The 21314-nt window shown below is 36.0% G+C and carries 23 protein-coding genes and 7 tRNA genes; 15 read left to right on the top strand and 15 right to left on the bottom strand.

Going from position 1 to position 21314, the window contains the following annotated elements:
- Window positions 1–439 precede the first annotated feature (439 nt).
- Window positions 440–670, top strand: coding sequence for a YuzB family protein (locus D8M05_RS03725; protein WP_121128789.1), 231 nt, complete (start codon window positions 440–442; stop codon window positions 668–670).
- A 57-nt stretch (window positions 671–727) separates the two neighbouring features.
- Here the strand turns inward: D8M05_RS03725 and D8M05_RS03730 are convergent, their stop codons facing one another.
- The 4 genes from D8M05_RS03730 to D8M05_RS03745 form a co-directional block, all read right to left on the bottom strand.
- Window positions 728–1114 (bottom strand): ectoine synthase, encoded by a 387-nt coding sequence (locus D8M05_RS03730; RefSeq protein WP_121128791.1) that lies wholly within the window; start codon window positions 1112–1114, stop codon window positions 728–730.
- 171 nt (window positions 1115–1285) lie between these two features.
- Entirely contained in the window at window positions 1286–2563 is a 1278-nt protein-coding gene (ectB, locus tag D8M05_RS03735; protein WP_121128793.1) for a diaminobutyrate--2-oxoglutarate transaminase, read from the bottom strand.
- A 19-nt stretch (window positions 2564–2582) separates the two neighbouring features.
- On the bottom strand, window positions 2583–3143 hold the full coding sequence (gene ectA, locus D8M05_RS03740; protein WP_342772232.1) for a diaminobutyrate acetyltransferase: 561 nt from the start codon (window positions 3141–3143) through the stop codon (window positions 2583–2585).
- A 231-nt stretch (window positions 3144–3374) separates the two neighbouring features.
- Window positions 3375–4985, bottom strand: coding sequence for a M20/M25/M40 family metallo-hydrolase (locus D8M05_RS03745; protein ID WP_245985178.1), 1611 nt, complete (start codon window positions 4983–4985; stop codon window positions 3375–3377).
- A 223-nt stretch (window positions 4986–5208) separates the two neighbouring features.
- Here D8M05_RS03745 and dpsA point away from each other — a divergent pair, with 223 nt between their 5' ends.
- Window positions 5209–6099 carry a dipicolinate synthase subunit DpsA gene (gene dpsA, locus D8M05_RS03750; RefSeq protein WP_121128800.1) on the top strand — a complete coding sequence of 297 codons (891 nt, stop codon included), beginning with the start codon at window positions 5209–5211 and terminating at the stop codon, window positions 6097–6099.
- Window positions 6100–6241: 142 nt separating this feature from the next.
- Window positions 6242–6658 (top strand): DUF3887 domain-containing protein, encoded by a 417-nt coding sequence (locus D8M05_RS03755; RefSeq protein ID WP_121128802.1) that lies wholly within the window; start codon window positions 6242–6244, stop codon window positions 6656–6658.
- A gap of 174 nt (window positions 6659–6832) precedes the next feature.
- On the opposite strand, the gene uvsE is transcribed toward D8M05_RS03755, so the two are convergent.
- From uvsE to D8M05_RS03800, 9 genes are all read right to left on the bottom strand, one after another.
- Window positions 6833–7801, bottom strand: a complete 969-nt coding sequence (gene uvsE / locus D8M05_RS03760; protein ID WP_121128804.1) for a UV DNA damage repair endonuclease UvsE — start codon at window positions 7799–7801, stop codon at window positions 6833–6835.
- 82 nt (window positions 7802–7883) lie between these two features.
- Window positions 7884–8228, bottom strand: coding sequence for a hypothetical protein (locus tag D8M05_RS03765; RefSeq protein ID WP_121128806.1), 345 nt, complete (start codon window positions 8226–8228; stop codon window positions 7884–7886).
- 218 nt (window positions 8229–8446) lie between these two features.
- A tRNA-Pro gene (locus tag D8M05_RS03770) sits at window positions 8447–8520 on the bottom strand.
- 5 nt (window positions 8521–8525) lie between these two features.
- Window positions 8526–8602 (bottom strand) — tRNA-Arg (locus D8M05_RS03775).
- Window positions 8603–8605: 3 nt separating this feature from the next.
- Window positions 8606–8694, bottom strand: a tRNA-Leu gene (locus tag D8M05_RS03780).
- Window positions 8695–8706: 12 nt separating this feature from the next.
- Window positions 8707–8781 (bottom strand) — tRNA-Gly (locus tag D8M05_RS03785).
- A 105-nt stretch (window positions 8782–8886) separates the two neighbouring features.
- Window positions 8887–8971: transfer RNA gene (locus tag D8M05_RS03790), tRNA-Leu, on the bottom strand.
- A gap of 4 nt (window positions 8972–8975) precedes the next feature.
- Window positions 8976–9051, bottom strand: a tRNA-Lys gene (locus D8M05_RS03795).
- 11 nt (window positions 9052–9062) lie between these two features.
- Window positions 9063–9138 (bottom strand) — tRNA-Thr (locus D8M05_RS03800).
- Window positions 9139–9539: 401 nt separating this feature from the next.
- On the opposite strand from D8M05_RS03800, the gene qoxA reads away from it, so the two are divergent.
- From qoxA to qoxD, 4 genes are read left to right on the top strand one after another with little or no spacing between them, the layout of a single operon-like run.
- Window positions 9540–10463, top strand: coding sequence for a cytochrome aa3 quinol oxidase subunit II (gene qoxA / locus D8M05_RS03805; protein ID WP_121128808.1), 924 nt, complete (start codon window positions 9540–9542; stop codon window positions 10461–10463).
- Window positions 10464–10519: 56 nt separating this feature from the next.
- A complete protein-coding gene (gene qoxB, locus D8M05_RS03810; protein WP_121128810.1) occupies window positions 10520–12466 on the top strand; it encodes a cytochrome aa3 quinol oxidase subunit I in 1947 nt (648 codons plus the stop codon).
- Window positions 12467–13063 (top strand): cytochrome aa3 quinol oxidase subunit III, encoded by a 597-nt coding sequence (qoxC, locus tag D8M05_RS03815; protein ID WP_121128812.1) that lies wholly within the window; start codon window positions 12467–12469, stop codon window positions 13061–13063.
- The gene (gene qoxD, locus D8M05_RS03820) at window positions 13064–13348 is read left to right on the top strand and encodes a cytochrome aa3 quinol oxidase subunit IV (protein ID WP_121128814.1); all 285 of its coding nucleotides are present in this window, start codon (window positions 13064–13066) and stop codon (window positions 13346–13348) included.
- Window positions 13349–13460: 112 nt separating this feature from the next.
- Here the strand turns inward: qoxD and D8M05_RS03825 are convergent, their stop codons facing one another.
- Window positions 13461–13673, bottom strand: a complete 213-nt coding sequence (locus tag D8M05_RS03825; RefSeq protein ID WP_121128816.1) for a hypothetical protein — start codon at window positions 13671–13673, stop codon at window positions 13461–13463.
- A gap of 167 nt (window positions 13674–13840) precedes the next feature.
- Complete coding sequence (locus D8M05_RS03830) at window positions 13841–14482, bottom strand: Type 1 glutamine amidotransferase-like domain-containing protein (protein ID WP_121128818.1); 642 nt, start codon at window positions 14480–14482, stop codon at window positions 13841–13843.
- Window positions 14483–15022: 540 nt separating this feature from the next.
- Between D8M05_RS03830 and D8M05_RS03835 the strand changes: the two genes are divergently transcribed.
- The 8 genes from D8M05_RS03835 to D8M05_RS03870 all read left to right on the top strand — a co-directional run bounded on the left by D8M05_RS03835 (window position 15023) and on the right by D8M05_RS03870 (window position 20903).
- On the top strand, window positions 15023–15568 hold the full coding sequence (locus tag D8M05_RS03835; RefSeq protein ID WP_183072694.1) for an NfeD family membrane protein: 546 nt from the start codon (window positions 15023–15025) through the stop codon (window positions 15566–15568).
- Between the two features lie 54 nt (window positions 15569–15622).
- A complete protein-coding gene (locus D8M05_RS03840; protein WP_121128822.1) occupies window positions 15623–17146 on the top strand; it encodes a flotillin lipid rafts scaffold protein FloT in 1524 nt (507 codons plus the stop codon).
- Window positions 17147–17322: 176 nt separating this feature from the next.
- Window positions 17323–17538, top strand: a complete 216-nt coding sequence (locus tag D8M05_RS03845) for a spore coat protein (protein WP_121128824.1) — start codon at window positions 17323–17325, stop codon at window positions 17536–17538.
- Window positions 17539–17770: 232 nt separating this feature from the next.
- Window positions 17771–18283, top strand: coding sequence for a spore coat protein (locus tag D8M05_RS03850; RefSeq protein WP_245985179.1), 513 nt, complete (start codon window positions 17771–17773; stop codon window positions 18281–18283).
- 21 nt (window positions 18284–18304) lie between these two features.
- Window positions 18305–18736: a spore coat protein gene (locus D8M05_RS03855; protein ID WP_121128828.1), complete on the top strand. Its 432-nt coding sequence runs from the start codon at window positions 18305–18307 to the stop codon at window positions 18734–18736.
- A gap of 121 nt (window positions 18737–18857) precedes the next feature.
- On the top strand, window positions 18858–19232 hold the full coding sequence (locus D8M05_RS03860) for a DUF2642 domain-containing protein (RefSeq protein ID WP_121128830.1): 375 nt from the start codon (window positions 18858–18860) through the stop codon (window positions 19230–19232).
- Between the two features lie 14 nt (window positions 19233–19246).
- Window positions 19247–19459, top strand: a complete 213-nt coding sequence (locus D8M05_RS03865) for a hypothetical protein (RefSeq protein WP_121128832.1) — start codon at window positions 19247–19249, stop codon at window positions 19457–19459.
- Between the two features lie 175 nt (window positions 19460–19634).
- Window positions 19635–20903: a glycosyltransferase family 2 protein gene (locus tag D8M05_RS03870; RefSeq protein WP_121128834.1), complete on the top strand. Its 1269-nt coding sequence runs from the start codon at window positions 19635–19637 to the stop codon at window positions 20901–20903.
- Window positions 20904–21314: the final 411 nt, after the last annotated feature.

Here is a 21314-nt window from a genome sequence, read left to right on the forward strand (position 1 = left end):
GGAAATTTGCTGTTAAATCCTACCATGATTTCTGTTGAAGCAGAGAGCTTTATTATCTTTTTTAGATGAGAGCAATTTTATAAAACGTATTTCTATGGGCTACAACTATACATTAACCAAAAAAATCTTTACCAGCGTAGGCAGAATACGTAGACTCCTACGGGAACAGCACGTGTCCGAAGACCCCGCAGGAAGGGCTTTTCTTCCGAGGAGGCTGAGGCCGTGCCCGTGGAAAGCGAAGTATTCTGCTGGAGCGGAGTAAGCACATCACATTAATAAGTGTGAGCGAGAGCAAAATTATTCTGAATTAAATTAGTCCGAAGTTTATATCAACTACGGAAAAATAACTTTCAAAATATAAATAAGTTCAACTATTTGTGTTAACCATTATAATCATTTAAGCTATACTATGACCTTTAATAGAAAGACGGGGTTTATAATGGGAATTGTAATAATTGAAGTATGTGATTATAATATCCTCTCTTCAGAAGAACTTGAAGAGGTATTCAATCGGCCTGAAGTTGCTGTGATGAGTTATGAATGTATGAACTATTGCGGGATGTGTGCCATGCGACCATATGCGATGGTTAATGGAAAACGGATTTATGGAAAAACCATAGAGGAATGCATCAATAAAATCAAAGCAGCCGTAGAAGAGGAACTTATATAAAAGGGTCTGCCAACCCCCAAAAAAACCAGGAACACAATCCGTGTCCCTGGTTTCCTACTATTCTGTTAGTAAAGGATAATACCCTTCTTCATTATGTGTTTCTGTTCCTACAAGTGGTGGGTTAAATACACACACCATGCGCATTTCAGTTCTAGCACGTAACTTATGTTTATCATGATCATTCAGTAGATACATTGAACCAGCTTTAAGTTGCCACACCTCTCCCGTTTCTACTTTTTCAATTTCTCCTTCACCCTCAATGCAATAAACAGCCTCGATATGGTTTTTATACCAGAAATAACTTTCTGTACCTGCTTTGATAATTGTATCATTTAAACTAAAGCCAACTCCGTCTTTCTGTAAAATAAATCTGCGGCTTTCCCAAGTTTCTCCCTTTGTTTCATCCTCTGTTCCAATAATTTCATCTAGTGATTTTACAATCATTCTTCTATTCTCCTTTTTTGATATATTTATAATAAGAATGTATAGAAAGTCATCCTGCTTCATTTCCTTTTGAAGAAAGTCCACGTCCAGCTCAAGCGCCCAACGACTAAGGAGACTTCCCTCTCCTACGTAGCTAAACGGGCGCTTACGCTTTTGTTATAGTATATGCTGCTATTTAGATAAAACATGATTAATACTTTCTTCAAGGATGGATAAACCGTTCTTTAGTCCTTCCTCATCAATAATAAGCGGTGGTAGGAATTTCACTACTTCATCCTTAGGCCCAGAAGTTTCTACGATTAATCCACGTTTAAAGCTCTCCGCACAAATTTCCGAAGCGAGTCCCTCACCACAGGTAGCGATTCCTTGCATTAAGCCTCTACCACGTGCCTCACCTTTGAGTTCTGGATATGCTTGAATGATTTCTGTAATTCGAGTTTTTAGTAATGCAGCTTTCCGTTTTATCTCGTTTGAAAATGTATCAGATTTCCAATTGTTTAAAGCCTCTGTAGCCGCAATAAATGCTAGATTATTCCCTCGGAAGGTTCCATTATGCTCACCAGGTCCCCATTGGTCATATTCGGGTTTTATTAATGTAAGAGCCATCGGTAAACCTGCACCACCAATAGACTTTGATAAACAAACAACGTCTGGATTAATACCAGCAGGTTCAAAACTAAAGAATGTACCTGTTCTACCGCATCCTGCTTGCACATCATCGACTATTAATAAAATATTAAAGCGTCTGCAAATACGTTCTATTTTCCTCAACCATTCCATGCGAGCAGCATTAATGCCACCTTCACCTTGAACAGTTTCTAGTATAATCGCTGCAGGTAATGCCACACCACTTCCACTATCCTCTAGGAATCTTTCAATATAGGCAATCGAGTCTTGGTCTTCCACATATTCATCAAATGGCATTGAAACCGAATGATGTAATGGAATTCCAGCTCCATGACGCTTGAAGGAGTTTCCAGTAACCGATAAAGAACCAATTGTCATTCCATGAAAAGCATTGGTAAAGCTTATAACTGTATCACGACCGGTTACCTTTCTGGCTATTTTTAAGGCACTCTCAACAGAGTTTGTACCTGTTGGTCCCGGAAACATCACTTTATAATCGAGGTTTCGAGGTGTAAGAATAATTTCCTGAAAAGCTTCAAGAAACTTTTTCCTTGGAGTCGTCCCCATATCGAGGCTATGAAGAATCCCATCGTTTTTTATATACTCAATTAATTTTTCTTGCATTTCGTCATTATTATGACCATAATTTAACGCTCCTGCCCCTGCAAAAAAATCAATATATTCTTTTCCATCAATATCCCAAATTTTATATCCCTTTGCTTTTTCAAATACGGTAGGCCACCCACGACTATAACTTCTTACCGCAGATTCTAATTTTTCAAATGTTTCCATTTTAGCGTTGCTTAATACTGCCGCCTGCATGCACTCATCCTTTTATTTATTATTTTTCGACTGGTCCAATCTTAAACAATAACTCATCTTCATGACCATTTGTCGGAAAATGATCAGAAGTAAAATAATCACTTATTTTCCAGTTTGTTTCAAATTTCCTAGCTAAACCTAAGAACAAACGTTTCGATGGTGTGTTTGATGGTGATACTGTCGCCTCAATATAGTGAACTTCTTCACAAATATCTCTGTCTAGTAATTGCAGCAACATCTTCGTCGCGAGACCGTTCCCTCTTTCTGATGAATGAACAGCAACCTGCCAAATGAACAATGTATCCTGCTGTTCTGGATGAATAAACCCAGAAACAAATCCAACAACTTTCTGTGTCTCTTTTCTCACAACAACAATCGATGTATCGGAAAAAATTTCGCACCACATTAAATAGCTATATGAAGAATTAAGATCTAAATTACCCGTATGTTTAACAAGCTCATAAACCCCAGCTCCATCATTTTTGTTCGGCTTACGGAAATGATACTCCGTGGTTGTAATTTGCAATTTTTCAGCTACTTGAGAAATATTGATGCTCCCACCTCCTGTAATTTTTAACAAACCTTATCACAATTAATAGCTTATAGGCAGGACACATTTTCGTCAAAACGGATTAAACATGGTTTAACGGTTTTAATCATCTTCTAGTACGATTATTCAGAAATAAGTATCAAAGTCTATAAATAGCTACCAAATAGTGCCAAATGGTACGGAATTTACAGAATTTACAAAATCAAAAAGAGCGATAAACCCTTTCCTAATAAGACTCATCGCTCTTTTTACAATTTTAGATTATTCTTCCATCAACATTCTTATAAGTTCTTCAAGTAAAATTGGTGTTTGCTCAAATGCATTTTTAATATGCAAGCGTTCAGAACGTTTATGTGCATCCTTTCCAAATGGCCCAACATTTAGTACAGGGGCATTCAATTGTTGCATTTCAGGAAAAGGAATGGAATACGTATCCATCCACACTGGTGTATTCTCTTCAAAAGCTGACCATCCCTCCTCCGTCCCCTCGTAATTTACATAACTCAAATCACAAATCCCGTTAAAGTAATGCACTTGTTTAATGGGCAAATGAAACTTAGCCATCGCTGTTTCCGATACAAAATCAACACATTTTTTAACGAGTTCGTTTTCGGACGAATTAACTGCTGGATAGTATGGAGGAGCAAATAAAATCACAATTGCTGGCGCTAGTTCTTGACAATGGATCATTAATTTGTCGACAATTCGTAATGATTTTTCCCGATCATCTAACCCATCTTGATAATAAATATCTGCTTTTATTTCTGCAATGGCAGCTTCCCCTAACTTTTTCATCGCATATTCAAGTAAATCCTTATATTTTACAACTTTTACTTTCCCAATTGGATTTACATTAAATCGCTTACATTTTTCTTCATAATCTTGATTTAATTTTTGTACAGCACGATTTGCGACCTGCTCATAAATATCAAACACCTCAGAAGCACTTCGTTTCATAACAAAAATATTGTAAAGGGCAGAAGAACGATACGGTGTTTGTGTAGAATATGCTAGACTTAAATCTGCTTGCTGTAATGTTAATGGAAGTGGAGTTGTTTCTCCCATTACATTTTCCACAAAGCTGTCGTTCCATTCCATTTCCTTAGTAAGAAAAGAAGCAATGTATGGTGAAGTTAATCCACTGAGCGGTTCTCCTGCATGAGTTTCTTTCCCGTAAAACAAAGCCGCGCCAAGTATCTTACCAATCGTCCCACTGTAAATGAAAAAGTCATGATTTTTTGGATTAATCGAAAAAACAGGTTCACTATTTAAAAATAATTTAAAAGATAAATGATGTGTTTTCTGTATTTCCAATAGTGTTGGTACAGCACATCGCATTCCTGATGAATTCACTTCTTCATCCGGAACAGTAAGTAACAACAAATTAATTGGCCATTGTTCTATACTCGCCTTTTCAATAAGGCGCATATGCAAAACCAATCCCATTTTCATATCCATTGCACCACGTCCGAATAAATATTCACCAGTATTTAAATCTTCTAGCACATCATGAGGTAATTTCGCTTGGTTTTCCATCCATACTTTGGTTAATTCTTCTGGATGTGTGGCTAATGCTTCGAAGTCACCATATTCTTCTGTATTAACTGTATCAAAGTGACTAATTAGTACGATTGTTTCTGTCGCATCTGGATGTTTATATAAAGCAGTCAAGAATTTCCTCCGCATATCTGCATCATGGAGTTCAAGATATGTTGGATTTTCCCCGAAATATTCTAGGTCTTGTAACTTTGCCTGTAATTTGATAGGAAACTCGCGCTCCCCTTCAGTTAAGGTTACACTTTTCCAGCTTACAAGTTCATCTAGTAAGATTCGTAATTGATCTGGTGTCTGCCATCTTGTTTGTGTCTTCAAATCATAAAACCTCCTTATGTTTTGCTCTAACTCTAGGAAGATATTAACCTTTTTAAATAATTCCATTATATCATGTAATCAGAATCTATTATATTTTTAGATTCAGTTATATGACAACATATTTTCTAATAAAGTCATAAGCAAGAGAGTAGTACGATAAAATAATAATAGCGACTGAAATGTATGCTTCTTTACATACGAAAATGAAGGGTGGAACGAATTATTGTTAAACCACATGAAGGTACTTATTATCGGGGGAGATAACCGCTACTTAGAAGTAATAAAGATACTAACCTTAAGACAAGCAAGTGTTTTTGTTGCAGGTTATGAACACATGACCTTTGAACATCCAAATATCACACATTGTGTTCTTACAGAAGTTAATTTTAGTAAGATTGATGCCATCCTTTTACCAGTTCCTGGAACAGATATAAATGGTGAAGTTGAAGCGACTTATTCGAATGAGATTATTAAACTCACGAAAGATATGCTAGAGAAAACACCAGAGCATTGTGTGATCTATACTGGAATTACCAATACTTACTTAGATAACTTAGGAGCAAAAACAAATCGTACCGTTTTGCCTTTGTTCAAGCGAGATGATATTGCAATCTACAATTCGATGCCTACTGCAGAAGCGACATTACAACTTGCAATTGAAGAAACAGATGTTACGATACATGGTTCAAATGTAATGATTGTTGGTTTTGGCCGAATAGGTATAACCTTAGCACGTTACTTCTCTGCCATTGGAGCAAATGTGACCATTACCGCTAGGAATCCAGCTCACTTTGCTCGCGCACAGGAAATGGGCTTAAACGCGATACCTACTGGCAGAATAGAAGAAGCAATTATTGATATGGACATTTGTATTAATACAGTACCATTCCTCATCATTAACTCTGACGTTATCGCCAATATGGGTACATCATCGCTAATTATCGATCTTGCTTCAAAACCAGGTGGTACAGATTTTGACTATGCTTCTAAGCAAGGTATCAAGGCAATTCATGCACTTGGGCTACCTGGAAAAACAGCACCTAAAACAGCGGGAAACATTATTGGAGAAGTATTGGTAACATTATTAATGGAAATCGATAACGGCAAACAATAGGAACCCTTATAAAGAAGCAGTTAAAGCGCTGCTTCTCTTTTTATTTGCAAATACTTGTTACTAAGGTGTAAAAAGAGAAATTCTAGGTGAAAATGATAATAAAACTTCTAACGAATATTACGATAAGATTGGAGGGTTTATTATGAAGAAAAAACACTATTACATACTAATATCAATGTTTCTAATCCTATTTATTGCTGGGTGTGCTGATGATGAAAGTGAACAGAAAGAAGAGGAGTTTCAGGAATCTGCTGAAAAAGATGCTAATATTGTTTTTGCAGAAGAATTTGTTATGTTTCTTAATGAAGGTAGATATGAAGATGCAACCGAGTATTACGATGAAACAATGAAAGATGAGTTGCCTGCTTCAGAACTTGAAGAAGCATGGACATCTCTTGAAGAACAATTTGGAAGCTTCGTTAGTCAAGAATACCAATCAACAGAAAAATTAGAGGGGTATGATGTTGTATTAATCAATGGTTCATTTGAAGAACAGGACGTGGTTTTTCAAATAACGCTTGACCAAAATGAGAAAATTGCTGGCTTTTATGTAAAATAAGTCAAAAAGACAAGAAATCAAGAGAATAAGTAAACGAATATTTCTCTTGATTTCTTTTTTTCCCAGAACTGTCAACTAACTCAAAAAAGGAAATTTATGAAACAGTCGATTTTTAAGAAAGTTATTGATGATTGAACTTTACTTAAGTCCACATAAAGAATTCTACAGTTGTAATTATGTAATGTAAAAACTAGCCCCATCCACTATTTCTATTTCAGGATATTCCTTTAGATCTTCCATTAGTTTGTAGAGAGCTCCATCCTTTTGTTTTGCTTCAATCATACAATCAATTTGTGGAACACTACCTTTAATTTCTTGCAAAAAACCCATAAACATTTTGCTATCTACATAATCAGCATGCGCACGAAACTTTTGTTCAGACTTCGGACTGGATATGTGCATTTTCACTGGAAGAATTGATGACTCCCATGTAGTAACAATACGATCCCACTCGTTATACCAATTAGAATCAATATGATGAGCAATATGATGATGATAATCAAAAACAAGTGGAATACCCAACTTTTCACATAAATACAATGTTTCTTTCATCGTAAAGGTTTTATCATCATTTTCTAGAATAACCATTTCTTGTAAATCTACAGATACGTATGCCCAATTTTCAATAAAGCGTTCTAACGCCTTCTCTCTATCTCCATATCCACCGCCCACATGCATTACACAACGATGTTCTGGGTTCAAACCAAATCCCTTCAGTAAACGATGATGCATCCTTAACGTTTTGATCGCACTCGATAATACTTCTTTTCTGGGAGAATTAATTAAAACAAAATGATCTGCATGGAAATCTAATCTTAAGGATTCGTACACTTTAATAAACTTTCTTAAATCACTTAAAGAACGCTTTAAAGCTTTCATATAATTCCATTCAGAGGTTTCAGGATGATCAGCTAATGGAATTAATTTAGATGAAATACGGTAAAAATGGATATCATTCGCAACATTATACCTTAGTAGTCTGAGTAAATTATTTAAATTGGTATTTGATATAGCCTCTAACTTCCGAAGCGCTGCCTCTCTATCTTTAATTTGTGAAAATCGAGCATATGTCATGGTCTTTGATGTGGAGCTATTTTGCAGTTGCGTACTAATTGCTGAATATCCTAATCGAACCAGTGTCAAATTGAAAACTCCCCTATTCATTCTTTTTATAACAGGAGTATTCCCTGAATATTCTTTTTCATAATGGCTATTTTCGTACTGTTTATCTATTCTTTAGCATCGTAGTTGATTTAAACTGCGAGGTAACAATAATTTGGGAAATTTTCTTGAGAGAGCTTATCAAGTTCATTTGAAGAGAATTTTGCTCAATTTCAATCTTGAGAAGGCTTATCAAGTTCATTTCATGAGGGTTTTGCTCTATTTTAATCTTGAGAAGGCTTATCAAGTTCATTTGAAGAGGATTTTGCTCTATTTCAACCTTGAGAAGGCTTTTCAAGTTCATTTGAAGAGAATTTTGCTCTATTTCAATCTTGAGAAGGCTTATCAAGTTCATTTCAAGAGAATTTTGCTCTATTTCATTCTTGATAGCTCCGTTGAGTATTGGCATTCATAATTCTTTATTGATCTTGAGAGTACAAGCAAGATATTTTTTTAAGTTCGATGTTACCTCACAGTTTACATACATGGCTTCAAAGTAACAATTTTACTTAATAAAATCCTTCTTAATAGAATAAAAAAAGAACAGAATACGATTTATTACGCAGTCTGTCCTTTTTTATTATACTTAGTAATATTATAGTAATTTATGTATCTATCAAAATATTATCGGGAAGACAGGATTTGAACCTGCGACCCCTTGGTCCCAAACCAAGTGCTCTACCAAGCTGAGCTACTTCCCGCAGTGTGGCGCGCCCGAGAGGAGTCGAACCCCTAACCTCTTGATCCGTAGTCAAACGCTCTATCCAATTGAGCTACGGGCGCGAATGGTGCCGAGGACCGGAATCGAACCGGTACGGTAGTCACCTACCGCAGGATTTTAAGTCCTGTGCGTCTGCCAGTTCCGCCACCCCGGCAAAGAGTATTTCTGGAGCGGAAGACGGGATTCGAACCCGCGACCCCCACCTTGGCAAGGTGATGTTCTACCACTGAACTACTTCCGCGCTTGAACAGGATGTTCTGACTTCTGTGTTTGTCACAAAGGTTTTCGATGGGACGAGTAAGCACAGTCCCAGGACGTGACAGAATTTCCTTAATATTTGTAATGATGGTGCGGGTGAAGGGAGTCGAACCCCCACATCCGAAGATACTAGATCCTAAGTCTAGCGCGTCTGCCAATTCCGCCACACCCGCAAAATGGTGAGCCATGAAGGATTCGAACCTTCGACCCTTTGATTAAAAGTCAAATGCTCTACCGACTGAGCTAATGGCTCATATAAAAAAGTGGTGCCGGCCAGAGGACTTGAACCCCCAACCTACTGATTACAAGTCAGTTGCTCTACCAATTGAGCTAGGCCGGCAATTGTAAGTTATATTTTCAAAAACGACTTTAATAATATAACATAACACAAACAATCATGTCAATAGCTTCATTTAAAGTGTTCAAAAGTAACGAAGCATTTCAACAGCAAAAAGCATACTACACCTTAGTTTGTAAAAAGTCAACCATTTAAAGCACTATTCCTTAGGGCATGTCGCAAAATAGTTACTTCATATTATATAATATTATTCTTTAGATTCACTACTAAAATTCCCCCCATAATAAAATGTGCAAAATTTTCCTTTAAGTCCAAAATCATTCAAACATTCTTGAACGTTTTGTGAAGTTTTTCTCAAACTCTTGTAATTAATGAAATCCAATCATAATATATGTAAGTATTAAACTAACTAAAAGGTTAGAAAAGTAGAAAGGGGTAACTCCATGAAACAAAAATGGGCCTTACTAGCATTAGTTTTCACTATCGTGACAGTGTTAATAGGTTGCGAGCCTTTGCTTGTTCTAGATCCTAAAGGGCCACAAGCAGAAACATTATCAAACACAATTTGGTTATCCATTATAACAATGGCAGTAATTGTAATTGTCGTAATTACACTTTTGGTGATAGTGTTAGTAAAATATCGCGCATCTAAACAACCAGATGATTATGAACCCCCACACATTGAAGGGAATCCAATCTTAGAAGGTATTATTATTGGAATACCAATACTGATTGTAGCATTTTTATCGGTTGTATCGGTTGTATCAACTTATCAAGTTGAATCAGTACCAGAAGGATATGAAGACAAGGAACCATTAGTAATTTATGCATCATCATCTAATTGGAAATGGCACTTCAGTTATCCTGAAGAAGACATTGAAACGTTAAATTACGTTTTCCTTCCAACAGATCGTCCAGTTGAATTCAGATTATATTCATTTGGACCAATTACAAGTTTTTGGATACCACAGTTAGGCGGGCAAAAATACGCAATGGCTGATATGGTTACTACTTTACATCTTGCTGCTGAAGAAACAGGAGATTTTGTAGGTCGAAATGCAAACTTTAGTGGTGAAGGTTTTGCTGAAAACACCTTTATAGCAACTGTCCTATCACCAGACGAATATGATACATGGATAGAAGAAATCCACGCTACAGCTGACCCAATAACTGAAGATAAATTTGACGAGTTATTAGAACCTGGTCATCTTGGTCAGATGACATTCACTGGAACACATTTAGATTTCTTACCAGCGCCAGAAGGAGAGCACGGTGGACATAACCATGGTTCAGATGACTCGAATACAGAGTCACACGATGAAATGGATCATGAGCACGAACACGAATCAGAACATAGCAATCACTAAAACTAGATTTACAACAACTAGATTTACAGATATCATCTCTTGAAAGGAGAACAGACATGGAATTTTTTGAAAGATTTGCAGTTCCACATCCTAGTCCATTGATTTATGCGTCAATGGTAGCGATTGGTCTAGTGATTATCGCCATCGTCTTAGGGATTACTTACTTTAAAAAATGGGGCTACTTGTGGAACGAATGGCTAACAACAACCGACCATAAACGTATAGGTATCATGTATATTATTTCTGCACTACTTATGCTTTTCCGTGGTGGCGCAGATGCTGTCATGATGCGTTTTCAAACTTCAGTACCAGAAAATGCATTTTTAGATGCACAACATTACAATGAAGTATTTACAACACACGGGGTCGTTATGATATTCTTCATGGCGATGGCATTCGTTATCGGTTTAATGAACTTTGTCGTTCCATTACAAATTGGAGCAAGGGATGTTGCCTTCCCAAGATTAAATGCAATTAGTTTTTGGTTATACTTTGCAGGGGCAATGTTATTTAACGTATCATTTGTAATTGGTGGTTCACCTGATGCTGGTTGGACAAATTACTATCCACTAGCAGGTAACGATTTTAGTACGTCTGTAGGTGTAAACTATTATAATTGGGCTCTGCAGATATCAGGTATTGGTACCTTGATGACTGGGATTAACTTTATTGCAACAATTATAAAAATGCGAGCACCTGGCATGACATTAATGAAAATGCCGATGTTTACCTGGTCTTCCCTTGTTACAAACGTAATTATCGTGTTCGCGTTCCCTGTTTTGACCATTGCTTTATTAATGGGAACTTTCGATCGTCAACTCGGAACATTTTTCTTTGCTTCAGAGAATGGCGGAATGGACATGATGTGGGCTAACCTTTTCTGGGTTTGGGGACATCCTGAAGTATACATTCTAATTTTACCTGCATTTGGTATATATAGTGAAATTATTTCTACTTTCTCAGAACGTAATCTGTACGGATATAAATCAATGGTAGGATCGATGGTTATCATCTCCCTACTATCGTTCTTTGTATGGGTGCACCATTTCTTTACAATGGGTCACGATGCTTTAACAAACAGTATTTTCTCAATTACAACGATGGCAATAGCCGTTCCAACTGGAATTAAGATATTTAACTGGCTACTCACCATGTGGAAAGGGAAAATTAGGTTTACCGTTCCCATGCTTTATTCTGTAGCATTTATCCCACTATTCACTATCGGTGGTGTGACAGGAGTTATGCTTGCTATCGCAAGTGCTGACTATCAATACCATAATACAATGTTCTTGGTAGCTCACTTCCATAATGTTATTATTCCAGGTGTTGTATTCGCCATGCTTGCAGGTCTTACCTACTGGTGGCCAAAAATGTTCGGCTTTATGTTAAACGAAAAAATTGGTAAATGGGCATTCTGGTTCCTTACAGTCGGTTTCTGCTTCTCCTTCTTCCCTATGTACATTACAGGACTAGATGGTCAAGCACGTCGTATGTACACGTACTCTGAAGCAAGTGGCTTTGGACCATTGAATATGCTTTCCTTCTTTGGTGCAGGTTTAATGGCAATTGGATTTATTGTCATTGTTTACAATGTATATTACAGTTTCCGTTATGCAAAGAGAGGTATTGGAGACGACCCGTGGAATGCACGTTCACTTGAATGGGCTACACATAATCCAGTACCAGAATATAATTTCGCGATTGTACCTCAAGTTAACTCAAGTGAAGCATTCTGGGATTCTAAGAAAAAAGGGCATAAATTATTCCGTGGTGATTACAAGGAAATTCATATGCCGAACAATAGTGGTTTACCAGTTATTATGGCAGGGTTATTCTTCGTCTTTGGTTTCTCCTTTGTCTTTTACATTTGGGCTGGTGTAATTATTTCAGGAATTGGTATTTTAGCTTGTATGGCTTATCGTTCCTTTGAAAAAGACCATGGTCGCCATATAAAAGTAAAAGAAATCGAAGAAACAGAAGATAAATTCGGAGGTGCTAAATAAATGAAAATAAACAATACACAACCTCTAGAATATAGCACAGAGCAGAACCAACTAAATATACTTGGATTCTGGGTCTTCCTCGGTGCTGAAATTATGCTTTTTGCAACACTATTCACTTCCTACTTTGTTTATGAAAATCGTGTAGGAAATGGTCCATCTGGTGCTGAAATTTTCGAACTGACACCTGTTTTGATTGAAACTATTTTACTATTAACAAGTAGTTTCACTATCGGACTTGCAATTAACGCCATGCGTCTAAATCGCAAGAAAGCCATGCTGACATTCCTAGCTGTAACACTTGTACTAGGTCTGGCTTTCCTAGGTGTTGAAATATATGAGTTCACGCATTACTATCATGTAGGAGCTACACTTCAAACAAGTGCCTTTACTGGTATGTTATTAACAACACTTGGTACACATGGGGCACACGTTACATTTGGTTTGGTCTGGGGATTATTCATCTTCATCCAAATTAAGAAAAATGGATTGACACCAGCAACTACAAATAAGTCGTTCATTTTCTCACTATATTGGCATTTTCTAGATGTTGTATGGATCTTTATCTTTAGCTTCATCTACTTGAAAGGAATGATGTAATTGAAAGAACTATTTCCTATTAAACAAGTAAATGGATTTATATTCTCAATGCTTTTAACAGTAGTGGCTCTTAGTGTTTACTTTTTAGATATGTCGTTTGAATTAGGCATGACAATTCTTCTAATTACGGCATTCGTTCAGGCTGCTGTTCAGCTCGTTATCTTTATGCATGCAGGAGAAAGTGAAGATAAAAAAGCAATTTATACCACGACAATTTATGGTTTGATCATTGCGTTAGTTACCGTTTTCGGTTCATTACTAGCAATGGTATGGGGTTATATGTAAGAAGAAAAGTGTAAGTACCTGTTTAGGATTATCTCGCTAACGGCACGGATGCTTGAGCTAGACAAAACCTAATAAAAGAGCGTCGATTAAGTTCGACGCTCTTTTTATATCCTTATCTTTTCTTAACAATCATTTCATCCGTTATCTCTAAGAATAATCCCATAATAAAAATAAATACTGCTCCCATCACAACACCTATTCCAATACCTGTTACAGTTGATAAACCGCTTACAAATGCACCGTATAAAAACATTATCGTTCCGATTGTTAATAGCGTTCCACATATATACCTTGTTACATTTAGAATCTTTCCATATGATTGCATAATAACAATCCCCCTTTGTATCTATATTATTCACCTTGTTCATAAAATTGTCAAATATATTATAACAAATTTATGAACTTTATTAGTTAAACTTGACAACTAATTCCTTCTTTATTTTCCCCCAAAAATAAACATAGGGGAAACCGTTCCGACTGTCTCTCCTATGTTTATCTACCAAAGCAATATATTTTTTTACCTTCTGTTTCAGTTAACTTTCCATTCTCAAAATATACTCCAGCATCATCATCTATTCCATATCCTATAGATACATTGGTTTTAAGTACTGCTTTCCTTAAATTTTCTTCTTCCCCCCATTTTGAAAAATGAACACTAATTACACAGTCCAATACTAAGCCTAATCCATGAAGAAAGAGATGCTCTCCCCTTGTATTATCTACTGGAGGAATTACACAATGAACTGGACTGATTAAAGCTCCGGCAGAAAACCCTGCTACAGGCACCCCCTGCTCATACATTTCCTGTATCCTTGCTCCGACTATCGTATTAACAATAAAGTCACGATAACGTTCAGTATCCCCACCACCAATTATAATTCCCGTACAAGTAGACAACTGCTCTAACATATCTTTGGATGGATTTGGTGTAAGTGCAACGTAAATAAAATCTTTTAGGCCGTGCTTCTCGAGCTCTTTCGTATATTTTGGCATATATGCCAGCCAGCCTTCTCTTTCTAAAAACAAAATTGCTACTTTTCCCTTTTGCTTACGTGTAAGCTTAGAAAATTTCCGGCCAAGTTTCTCAGTAAAAGGCGGACTCCCACCAAATAAAAATAAATGCTTCCCTGTCAAGATTCATTCCCCCTTTACTTAGTCTATTTTATAATTTAATAATGCTGCCTTGTATATGAACATTTAAAGTATCTTACTCCTCTTTACTCGCAAGGCTTAAAATCATTTTAATACATGGCTCTTTTTCTTTCGTATATGTTCTTCTATCCTCTTTATAAAACGTTTATAATTCGACTTTTCTATATTTGAAATTTAGCTGGCCATTCTGGATTATAATCTTGTATATATACGTTGGGCTTAGGCAATAAAACCTCTCCTATACACGTAGTAAACGAAACTTTGATTGAAATCCCTTTATGAACTCCATTTTGAAAAATCACCTTAAAAGGTTGATATCATATGACAGTTCGAATATAGTTAGATTGTATGTAATTTTCATTATATCACTTTATTTCTTAACATTTAAGATTCCTTCCTTTTAAGTTCGAAATAACAACAATTAATAAAATATTTCTGATATTCCGAAACCACTTCCACCCCTCATCCGTATATAAGTTATAAGAACGATAATTATATATATCATAAAAAGGAATGGTGCATATGATGATTTTTGGTATACCCATTGAAACGATTTATTTATACGTATTAGTCATAGCTGGTATTTTAACGCTTTTGTATATCTTATTTGGTGATATTGCTGAAGGAGTACTAGATTCAACCGGTTTCCTTAGCCCAATATTGATTCTAGCTTTCCTAACCTTTTTCTCTACATCCGGATATGTATTAGAAAAGATCACCTCAATTTCAAGCATATGGATTATTATTATTTCAGCCGTAGCTGCACTTATTTTAGACATTTTTCTTAATATCTTTGTTCTTATACCGATGGCTTCTGCAGAGGAATCACTAAGTTATACAGAGGATTCCCTTAAAGGTAGGGTTGGAAGAATTATTATCCCAATTCCGGCAGATGGCTTTGGAGAGATAGTTATTGAAAGTAAAAGTGGAATGATTTCTAAACCTGCAGCAAGTTTCGATAACGAAGAAATTGAAGAAGGAAAGAAAGTATTAGTTATAGAAGTAAACAACGGAAATCTTTATGTTGTTCCATATGAACAAGCCTTAGATGCTAATCAATTTAATTAAATATACTCACCCAACTAGAGTATTTTAATAAAAAATAATACAAGGAGGAATTATATGTCACCTATTTTCATTGTTATTGGAATTGCAGTTGTTTTATTACTGGCACTTATTGGTGTATTTGTTTCGAAATATCGAACTGCAGGACCAGACGAAGCACTTATTGTTACAGGAAGTTATCTTGGTGGGAAAAATGTACATGTAGACGAATCAGGGAATAAAATTAAGATTATTCGTGGTGGTGGTACATTTATCTTACCTGTATTTCAGCAAGCAGAACCTCTTAGTCTGTTATCTAGCAAACTAGAAGTAACAACACCAGAGGTATACACAGAACAAGGTGTTCCAGTTATGGCCGATGGAACTGCTATTATTAAAATTGGAGGATCCATCAGCGAAATTGCGACTGCTGCTGAACAATTTTTAGGAAAATCAAGAGCAGACAGAGAAAATGAAGCAAAGGAAGTACTGGAAGGTCATCTGCGCTCCATACTCGGTTCGATGACTGTAGAAGAAATTTACAAAAATAGAGATAAATTCTCTCAAGAAGTACAACGCGTTGCATCGCAAGACTTAGCAAAAATGGGACTCGTTATCGTTTCCTTTACAATAAAAGATGTAAAAGATAAGAATGGATACTTAGATTCCCTCGGTAAACCACGTATTGCCCAAGTAAAACGTGATGCAGATATCGCTACAGCGGAAGCAGACAAAGAAACTCGAATCAAACGTGCCGAAGCTGCTAAAGAAGCACAGAAGGCTGAACTTGAACGCGCAACAGAAATTGCAGAAGCTGAGAAAGAAAATCAATTAAAAACAGCGGAATATCGCCGTGAGCAAGATATTGCGAAAGCACGTGCTGACCAGGCGTATGACTATGAAACAGCAAGAGCAAAACAACAGGTTACCGAGCAAGAAATGCAAATTAAAATTATTGAGCGTCAGAAACAAATCGAATTGGAAGAAAAAGAAATACTTCGTCGCGAGAAGCAATATGATTCAGAAGTGAAGAAAAAAGCCGATGCAGATCGCTATTCTGTTGAGCAATCAGCCGTTGCTGATAAGGCGAGACAAATTGCAGAAGCAGATGCAAACCAATATCGTATTGAATCTCAGGCAAAAGCTGAAGCTGAGAAAGTTCGTGTTGATGGTCTTGCAAAAGCTGACGCACAAAGAGCACAAGGGGAATCAGAAGCAGAGGTTATCCGCTTAAAAGGTCTTGCAGAAGCAGAAGCAAAACGAAAAATTGCCGAGGCATTCGAGCAATACGGTCAAGCTGCTGTTCTCGATATGGTTATCAGAATGCTTCCTGAATATGCGAAAGAGATTGCTAGTCCACTTGGAAATATCGATAAGATTACTGTTGTTGATACAGGTAGCAGCGGGACAGATGGTGGTGCCAATAAAGTATCAGGATATGCTACCAATTTAATGTCTACCTTGCAGGAGTCATTAAAAGCATCTTCAGGGATTGATGTGAAAGATTTACTAGAAAATATAACTGGGAAGAACAGTCTTACGAATTCTAACAATGTAGAGCAAAATGATCATAACGCCGCTGAAAATGAACGATTAGATTAAGATGTATTTAAAAAAGTATTGGGAGAAATGCTCCTAATACTTTTTTTTAATTTACACATCTTATGAAGCAATTCTTATAACTAAAGTTAAAACCATTCTATAGACAACTACATAGTCACTTTTGATTGTATTACATAAAATAAACTATATATCTTAAGAAAGTAGGTGAAATATATATGGATGATTCATCCAAACAGCAACCAGCTACCGAAAAGGTTATTAAAGTTATGGTTGATAATATATTTAGAAAAAATGGTGTGCAGCCTGAAGAATTGAAGAAAAATATTTCAGACGAACAAAGACAGATGTTGAAAGAAATGGTTCAAGATTTAAGACAGCAAGTTGACCAATTTAATAAAGCACAGAAGAAAGTCACTGATTCAGAAGAATAAATTACGGAAAAATAACAGCATCCCAAGTAGTATTATTACTTGGGATTTTTTTGTTTCTACCATCATTTTTCTAGATACTTGCTCTATAATACATTATTCTTTCCCATCTAATAAAAGGACCAATAGGTAATCTATCTATTTTTCATTAAAAGTAGATAACTAGTGAATGTGTACAGTCTTACTAAGGAGAAAATCCATAACTTATTGTATAAGTCAAGAAAGGAGTGTTAAAGTGACAGTTTATAGAAGTGCCAATTCAACTAAAGAGAGAGCAAATTACCTTTACTTTAATGATGACTGTAATGCGAATAAAAACGATTGCTTGGGTTCACAGAATCAGGAGGACAATTATAACTTGCTAAGCAACAATGATGCAACAATTGCACAAGGAGACGGCGAATATTCTTTTTTAGAGCAAGAATCTGCTGAATTAATATGGGTTAAAGAATCCTGTAATATCACAGTAACATCAAATGATACGCAAGCAAGTGTTTCTCTACAAGCCGCTTTACAATTGGCAATTGCCATCGTTATAAGTATAACTATTGCTGATAGTGATAGAAGTGATCATGTGTCACAAGAGCTATTACAATACACCAATACAGAGCAGATCAATAGACAGAAGATCTATATTTATAACACGAAAGATGCTACTGTAACGACTACTGATACAGATATCGCAGTCAATATTCAATTATTACTACAAGTATTACTGACATTAGTATTACTTCTAGATATTTTATAAATAAAAAGAGAGGTGAATAAAATGAGTAAACTAAAAGAATGGCGAGCATTAGATCATTGTGATGATAATGATAATAATGATGCTACCGTTGTACAAGAGGCGGATCAAGCAATAACTACACAACAAATATCTGATGAGTGGATTATAATTAAAGATTCTGAAGGTGTTGATATTACAACAACAGATACCCAAGGTGCCGTTTCTTTACAGATTGGTATCCAGGTTGCTATCGCGATTGTTCTCCAAATTACAATTGCCGACTCTGACCGTGCTGAAGAAGTAGCTCAAGATTTCAAACAAATCCTAAGTACTAGACAAAGCAATAGACAGAAAACGATTGTTGAAAAATCTAGAAATATAGAAATCAATACAAATGATACAGATATAGCTATCAACATCCAATTGTTAATTCAAGTTCTAGTTGCAATTGTTCTGTCACTAGACATCTTATAATGCGTTAATAGAAAAGTTGGGAATTACCATAAAAATTCCCAACTTATCAATCAAATCTTTACAGTCTTCCCTTTTCAACAGAGGAAGCCATAAAGAAATAATATAGAAAGGATGAAAACATTTGCCACAACTAACAGATCGCCAAAGAAATTTACTGGCATTAATTAACCAGTTAAGCCCAAACTTATCTCCAAATAGTGCAGGTACTAGTGCTAATAGTAGTTTAATAGACATTGACCTAGGCGTAAATTTTGGAAGAATTAATGGAGGAACAACTCCCCCTGGAAATGGGACTACGCCACCACCAGGAACTCCAACAACAGTTAGAGAACTATTGATTTCTTTACTAAATGAACAAGTGGGACTTACTACTCCATTTGGAACTGTAACTGGTACTTTAATTAATGTACAAAACGACTATGTTACGCTTATTGAAGATTCTGGAGTACAAGTACTTGTCCGTATCGACAAAATTGAATTCGTCAGTGAATTGTAAAAGGAGGGATATTAATGTTTGAAGAAACTTTTGCTGCTGAGCTAGCGAATCGTACTGGTTCAAGGGTTGAGGTAGCTACTGATAATAATCTATTAGAAGGCATTCTATCTACAGTAACTCCAGACTTAGTTCTAGTTCTTGATACGAGTGGTGGCTACGGTGGAAATACGAGAATTTATCTGTCAGTAGGTTCCATTAACTTTGTTCGCTTTCCTCAAACCGCTTAATTTAATGGAGTTCGGATACCTTGGTCTATAAACCAAGGTATTCACTTTATCATACAACTTTGGGGTTCCTTAACATATACAGTCATTCCATATCATACAATAGTATATGCAAAACATACTTAGTTGTCGCCTACACTAGGAAATGTTTCAAATATGCTTGATAGGAGGCTTATTGTTGGGAGATATAACGGTCATCCTTATTAATAATTCGAATGAAGCAGGATTACATAAAGTTTTCTCATCGTTAAAAAAAATCAGTTCTAGACTACATTCTATTATAGTCATACATCATCAAAAAATGTCCTTCAATTGGAAAAGTGATCATGGTTGGATTAGCCATATTCAATTCGTTCAATCAGAAGACTTTGGAAATTCACTAAATGAAACAATAGATAAATTAAATAGTACCTATGTATTATTTCTAAATGAACAGAGCTATCTATCCCCTACATTAACGAATGAAACACTCCATCTTTCCCAGTCTAGGCACCTTCTAATAACATCCTATCCAATTAATAACATTGTCATTGAACACCCACTCTTTGCTCGAACAACACTTGTAAAAAAGACGCCTTTCATATCCATGAAACATTTGCCATTTAAAGAAGCCCTGTTTCCTTCGTGGCTTTCCATGATTCCCCACTCATTCGTATCCTATAAAAACGGGCTCTTGAAGCAAACAAGGAAAAGTAATTCAGCAAATATGAAGGAAAAGCAAAAACTTATACATAAATATCAACTAGATAAATTAGAAACAGGTTATCCAAGCCTATCTGTCCTCATATCAAATTATAATATGGAAAAATATATCGACATCGCCATCGTTTCATGCCTTTTACAGAATGAGACACCAAATCAAATATTAATTATTGATGACGGCTCAACTGATGGTTCAGACGAAAGAATCAAAAAATGGAATGACGAAAAACGTGTTAACGTCTTTCACAAAAAGAATGAGGGAAAAGCTAGAGCCCTAAATTATCTACTGCCACATGTAACTTCCAACTTTGTATTGGAACTTGATGCAGATGATTGGCTAGATCCTGATGCAATTACAACGATTAAAAAGTATTTGGTAGAGCTTTCAGATAATATCTCCTTATTATATGGAAACCTCCGGAAATGGAAACAAATAACAAACGGCATCATGTTTAAAGGGGTTGCAACAGGGAAAAGCATTCATGCAAAAGCCGATTTACTGCATTATCATTTCCCATTAGGACCAAGAATTTATCGAACTTCTTCATTACGGAAGGTAGGTGGATTTCCAGTAATCGAGTATGAAAATGGGAGACTTTATGAAGATGTAAGTATGTTAAATCGATTAATTAATAGCTCACAATTTTGTTATCAAGACTTTACGGTATACAATGTACGAGAACACCAGGAGAGTATTACGAAAAATAATCTAGCTAAATGGCAGCAATTCAAAAAGAACCTTTAAGAAGTTACTCACATATAATTTAAAAGGTTGGACAAAAGTAATTTATTATACAAAATTCAAACGACACTTCAAAATCTACCATTACAATTCAAATTACATCGGATTTTATATAAACTTCGGATCTATTTAATACAGTATTGTGCAAAACACATCGTTCCGGAAACACACTTCGCTTTCCACGGGCGGCTGGTGAGCCTTCTTCGTGCTAACGCACTACGTAGTCTCACCTAGGCCTATCCTCCCGTAGGAGTCTCCGTGTGTTTCCTCCACTAAGGTTTCTTCTCTACTTTTATAAAACTAGAACTATGCTGTTTTTTACAGAAAACAACTATTCGTAACGTGGTTATATGGACTACAACCTCAAAAATATCTAGTGCAGCTATCATAGCGGAGGCAGAATGCGTAGACTCC

Source organism: Oceanobacillus bengalensis, assembly GCF_003628445.1.
In the GTDB taxonomy this organism is placed as follows: domain Bacteria; phylum Bacillota; class Bacilli; order Bacillales; family Amphibacillaceae; genus Oceanobacillus; species Oceanobacillus bengalensis.

Excerpts from the sequence above, each read along its gene's own strand:
- D8M05_RS03755 (WP_121128802.1), top strand. The coding sequence starts at position 6,242 with ATGAAGAAAAAACACTATTACATACTAATATCAATGTTTCTAATCCTA.
- qoxC (WP_121128812.1), top strand. The coding sequence starts at position 12,467 with ATGAAAATAAACAATACACAACCTCTAGAATATAGCACAGAGCAGAAC.
- D8M05_RS03845 (WP_121128824.1), top strand. The coding sequence starts at position 17,323 with ATGGATGATTCATCCAAACAGCAACCAGCTACCGAAAAGGTTATTAAA.
- ectB (WP_121128793.1), bottom strand. The coding sequence starts at position 2,563 with ATGCAGGCGGCAGTATTAAGCAACGCTAAAATGGAAACATTTGAAAAA.
- D8M05_RS03730 (WP_121128791.1), bottom strand. The coding sequence starts at position 1,114 with ATGATTGTAAAATCACTAGATGAAATTATTGGAACAGAGGATGAAACA.
- D8M05_RS03825 (WP_121128816.1), bottom strand. The coding sequence starts at position 13,673 with ATGCAATCATATGGAAAGATTCTAAATGTAACAAGGTATATATGTGGA.
- D8M05_RS03765 (WP_121128806.1), bottom strand. The coding sequence starts at position 8,228 with ATGCCAATACTCAACGGAGCTATCAAGAATGAAATAGAGCAAAATTCT.
- D8M05_RS03865 (WP_121128832.1), top strand. The coding sequence starts at position 19,247 with ATGTTTGAAGAAACTTTTGCTGCTGAGCTAGCGAATCGTACTGGTTCA.
- D8M05_RS03855 (WP_121128828.1), top strand. The coding sequence starts at position 18,305 with ATGAGTAAACTAAAAGAATGGCGAGCATTAGATCATTGTGATGATAAT.
- D8M05_RS03835 (WP_183072694.1), top strand. The coding sequence starts at position 15,023 with ATGATGATTTTTGGTATACCCATTGAAACGATTTATTTATACGTATTA.
- D8M05_RS03840 (WP_121128822.1), top strand. The coding sequence starts at position 15,623 with ATGTCACCTATTTTCATTGTTATTGGAATTGCAGTTGTTTTATTACTG.
- qoxB (WP_121128810.1), top strand. The coding sequence starts at position 10,520 with ATGGAATTTTTTGAAAGATTTGCAGTTCCACATCCTAGTCCATTGATT.
- D8M05_RS03725 (WP_121128789.1), top strand. The coding sequence starts at position 440 with ATGGGAATTGTAATAATTGAAGTATGTGATTATAATATCCTCTCTTCA.
- qoxA (WP_121128808.1), top strand. The coding sequence starts at position 9,540 with ATGAAACAAAAATGGGCCTTACTAGCATTAGTTTTCACTATCGTGACA.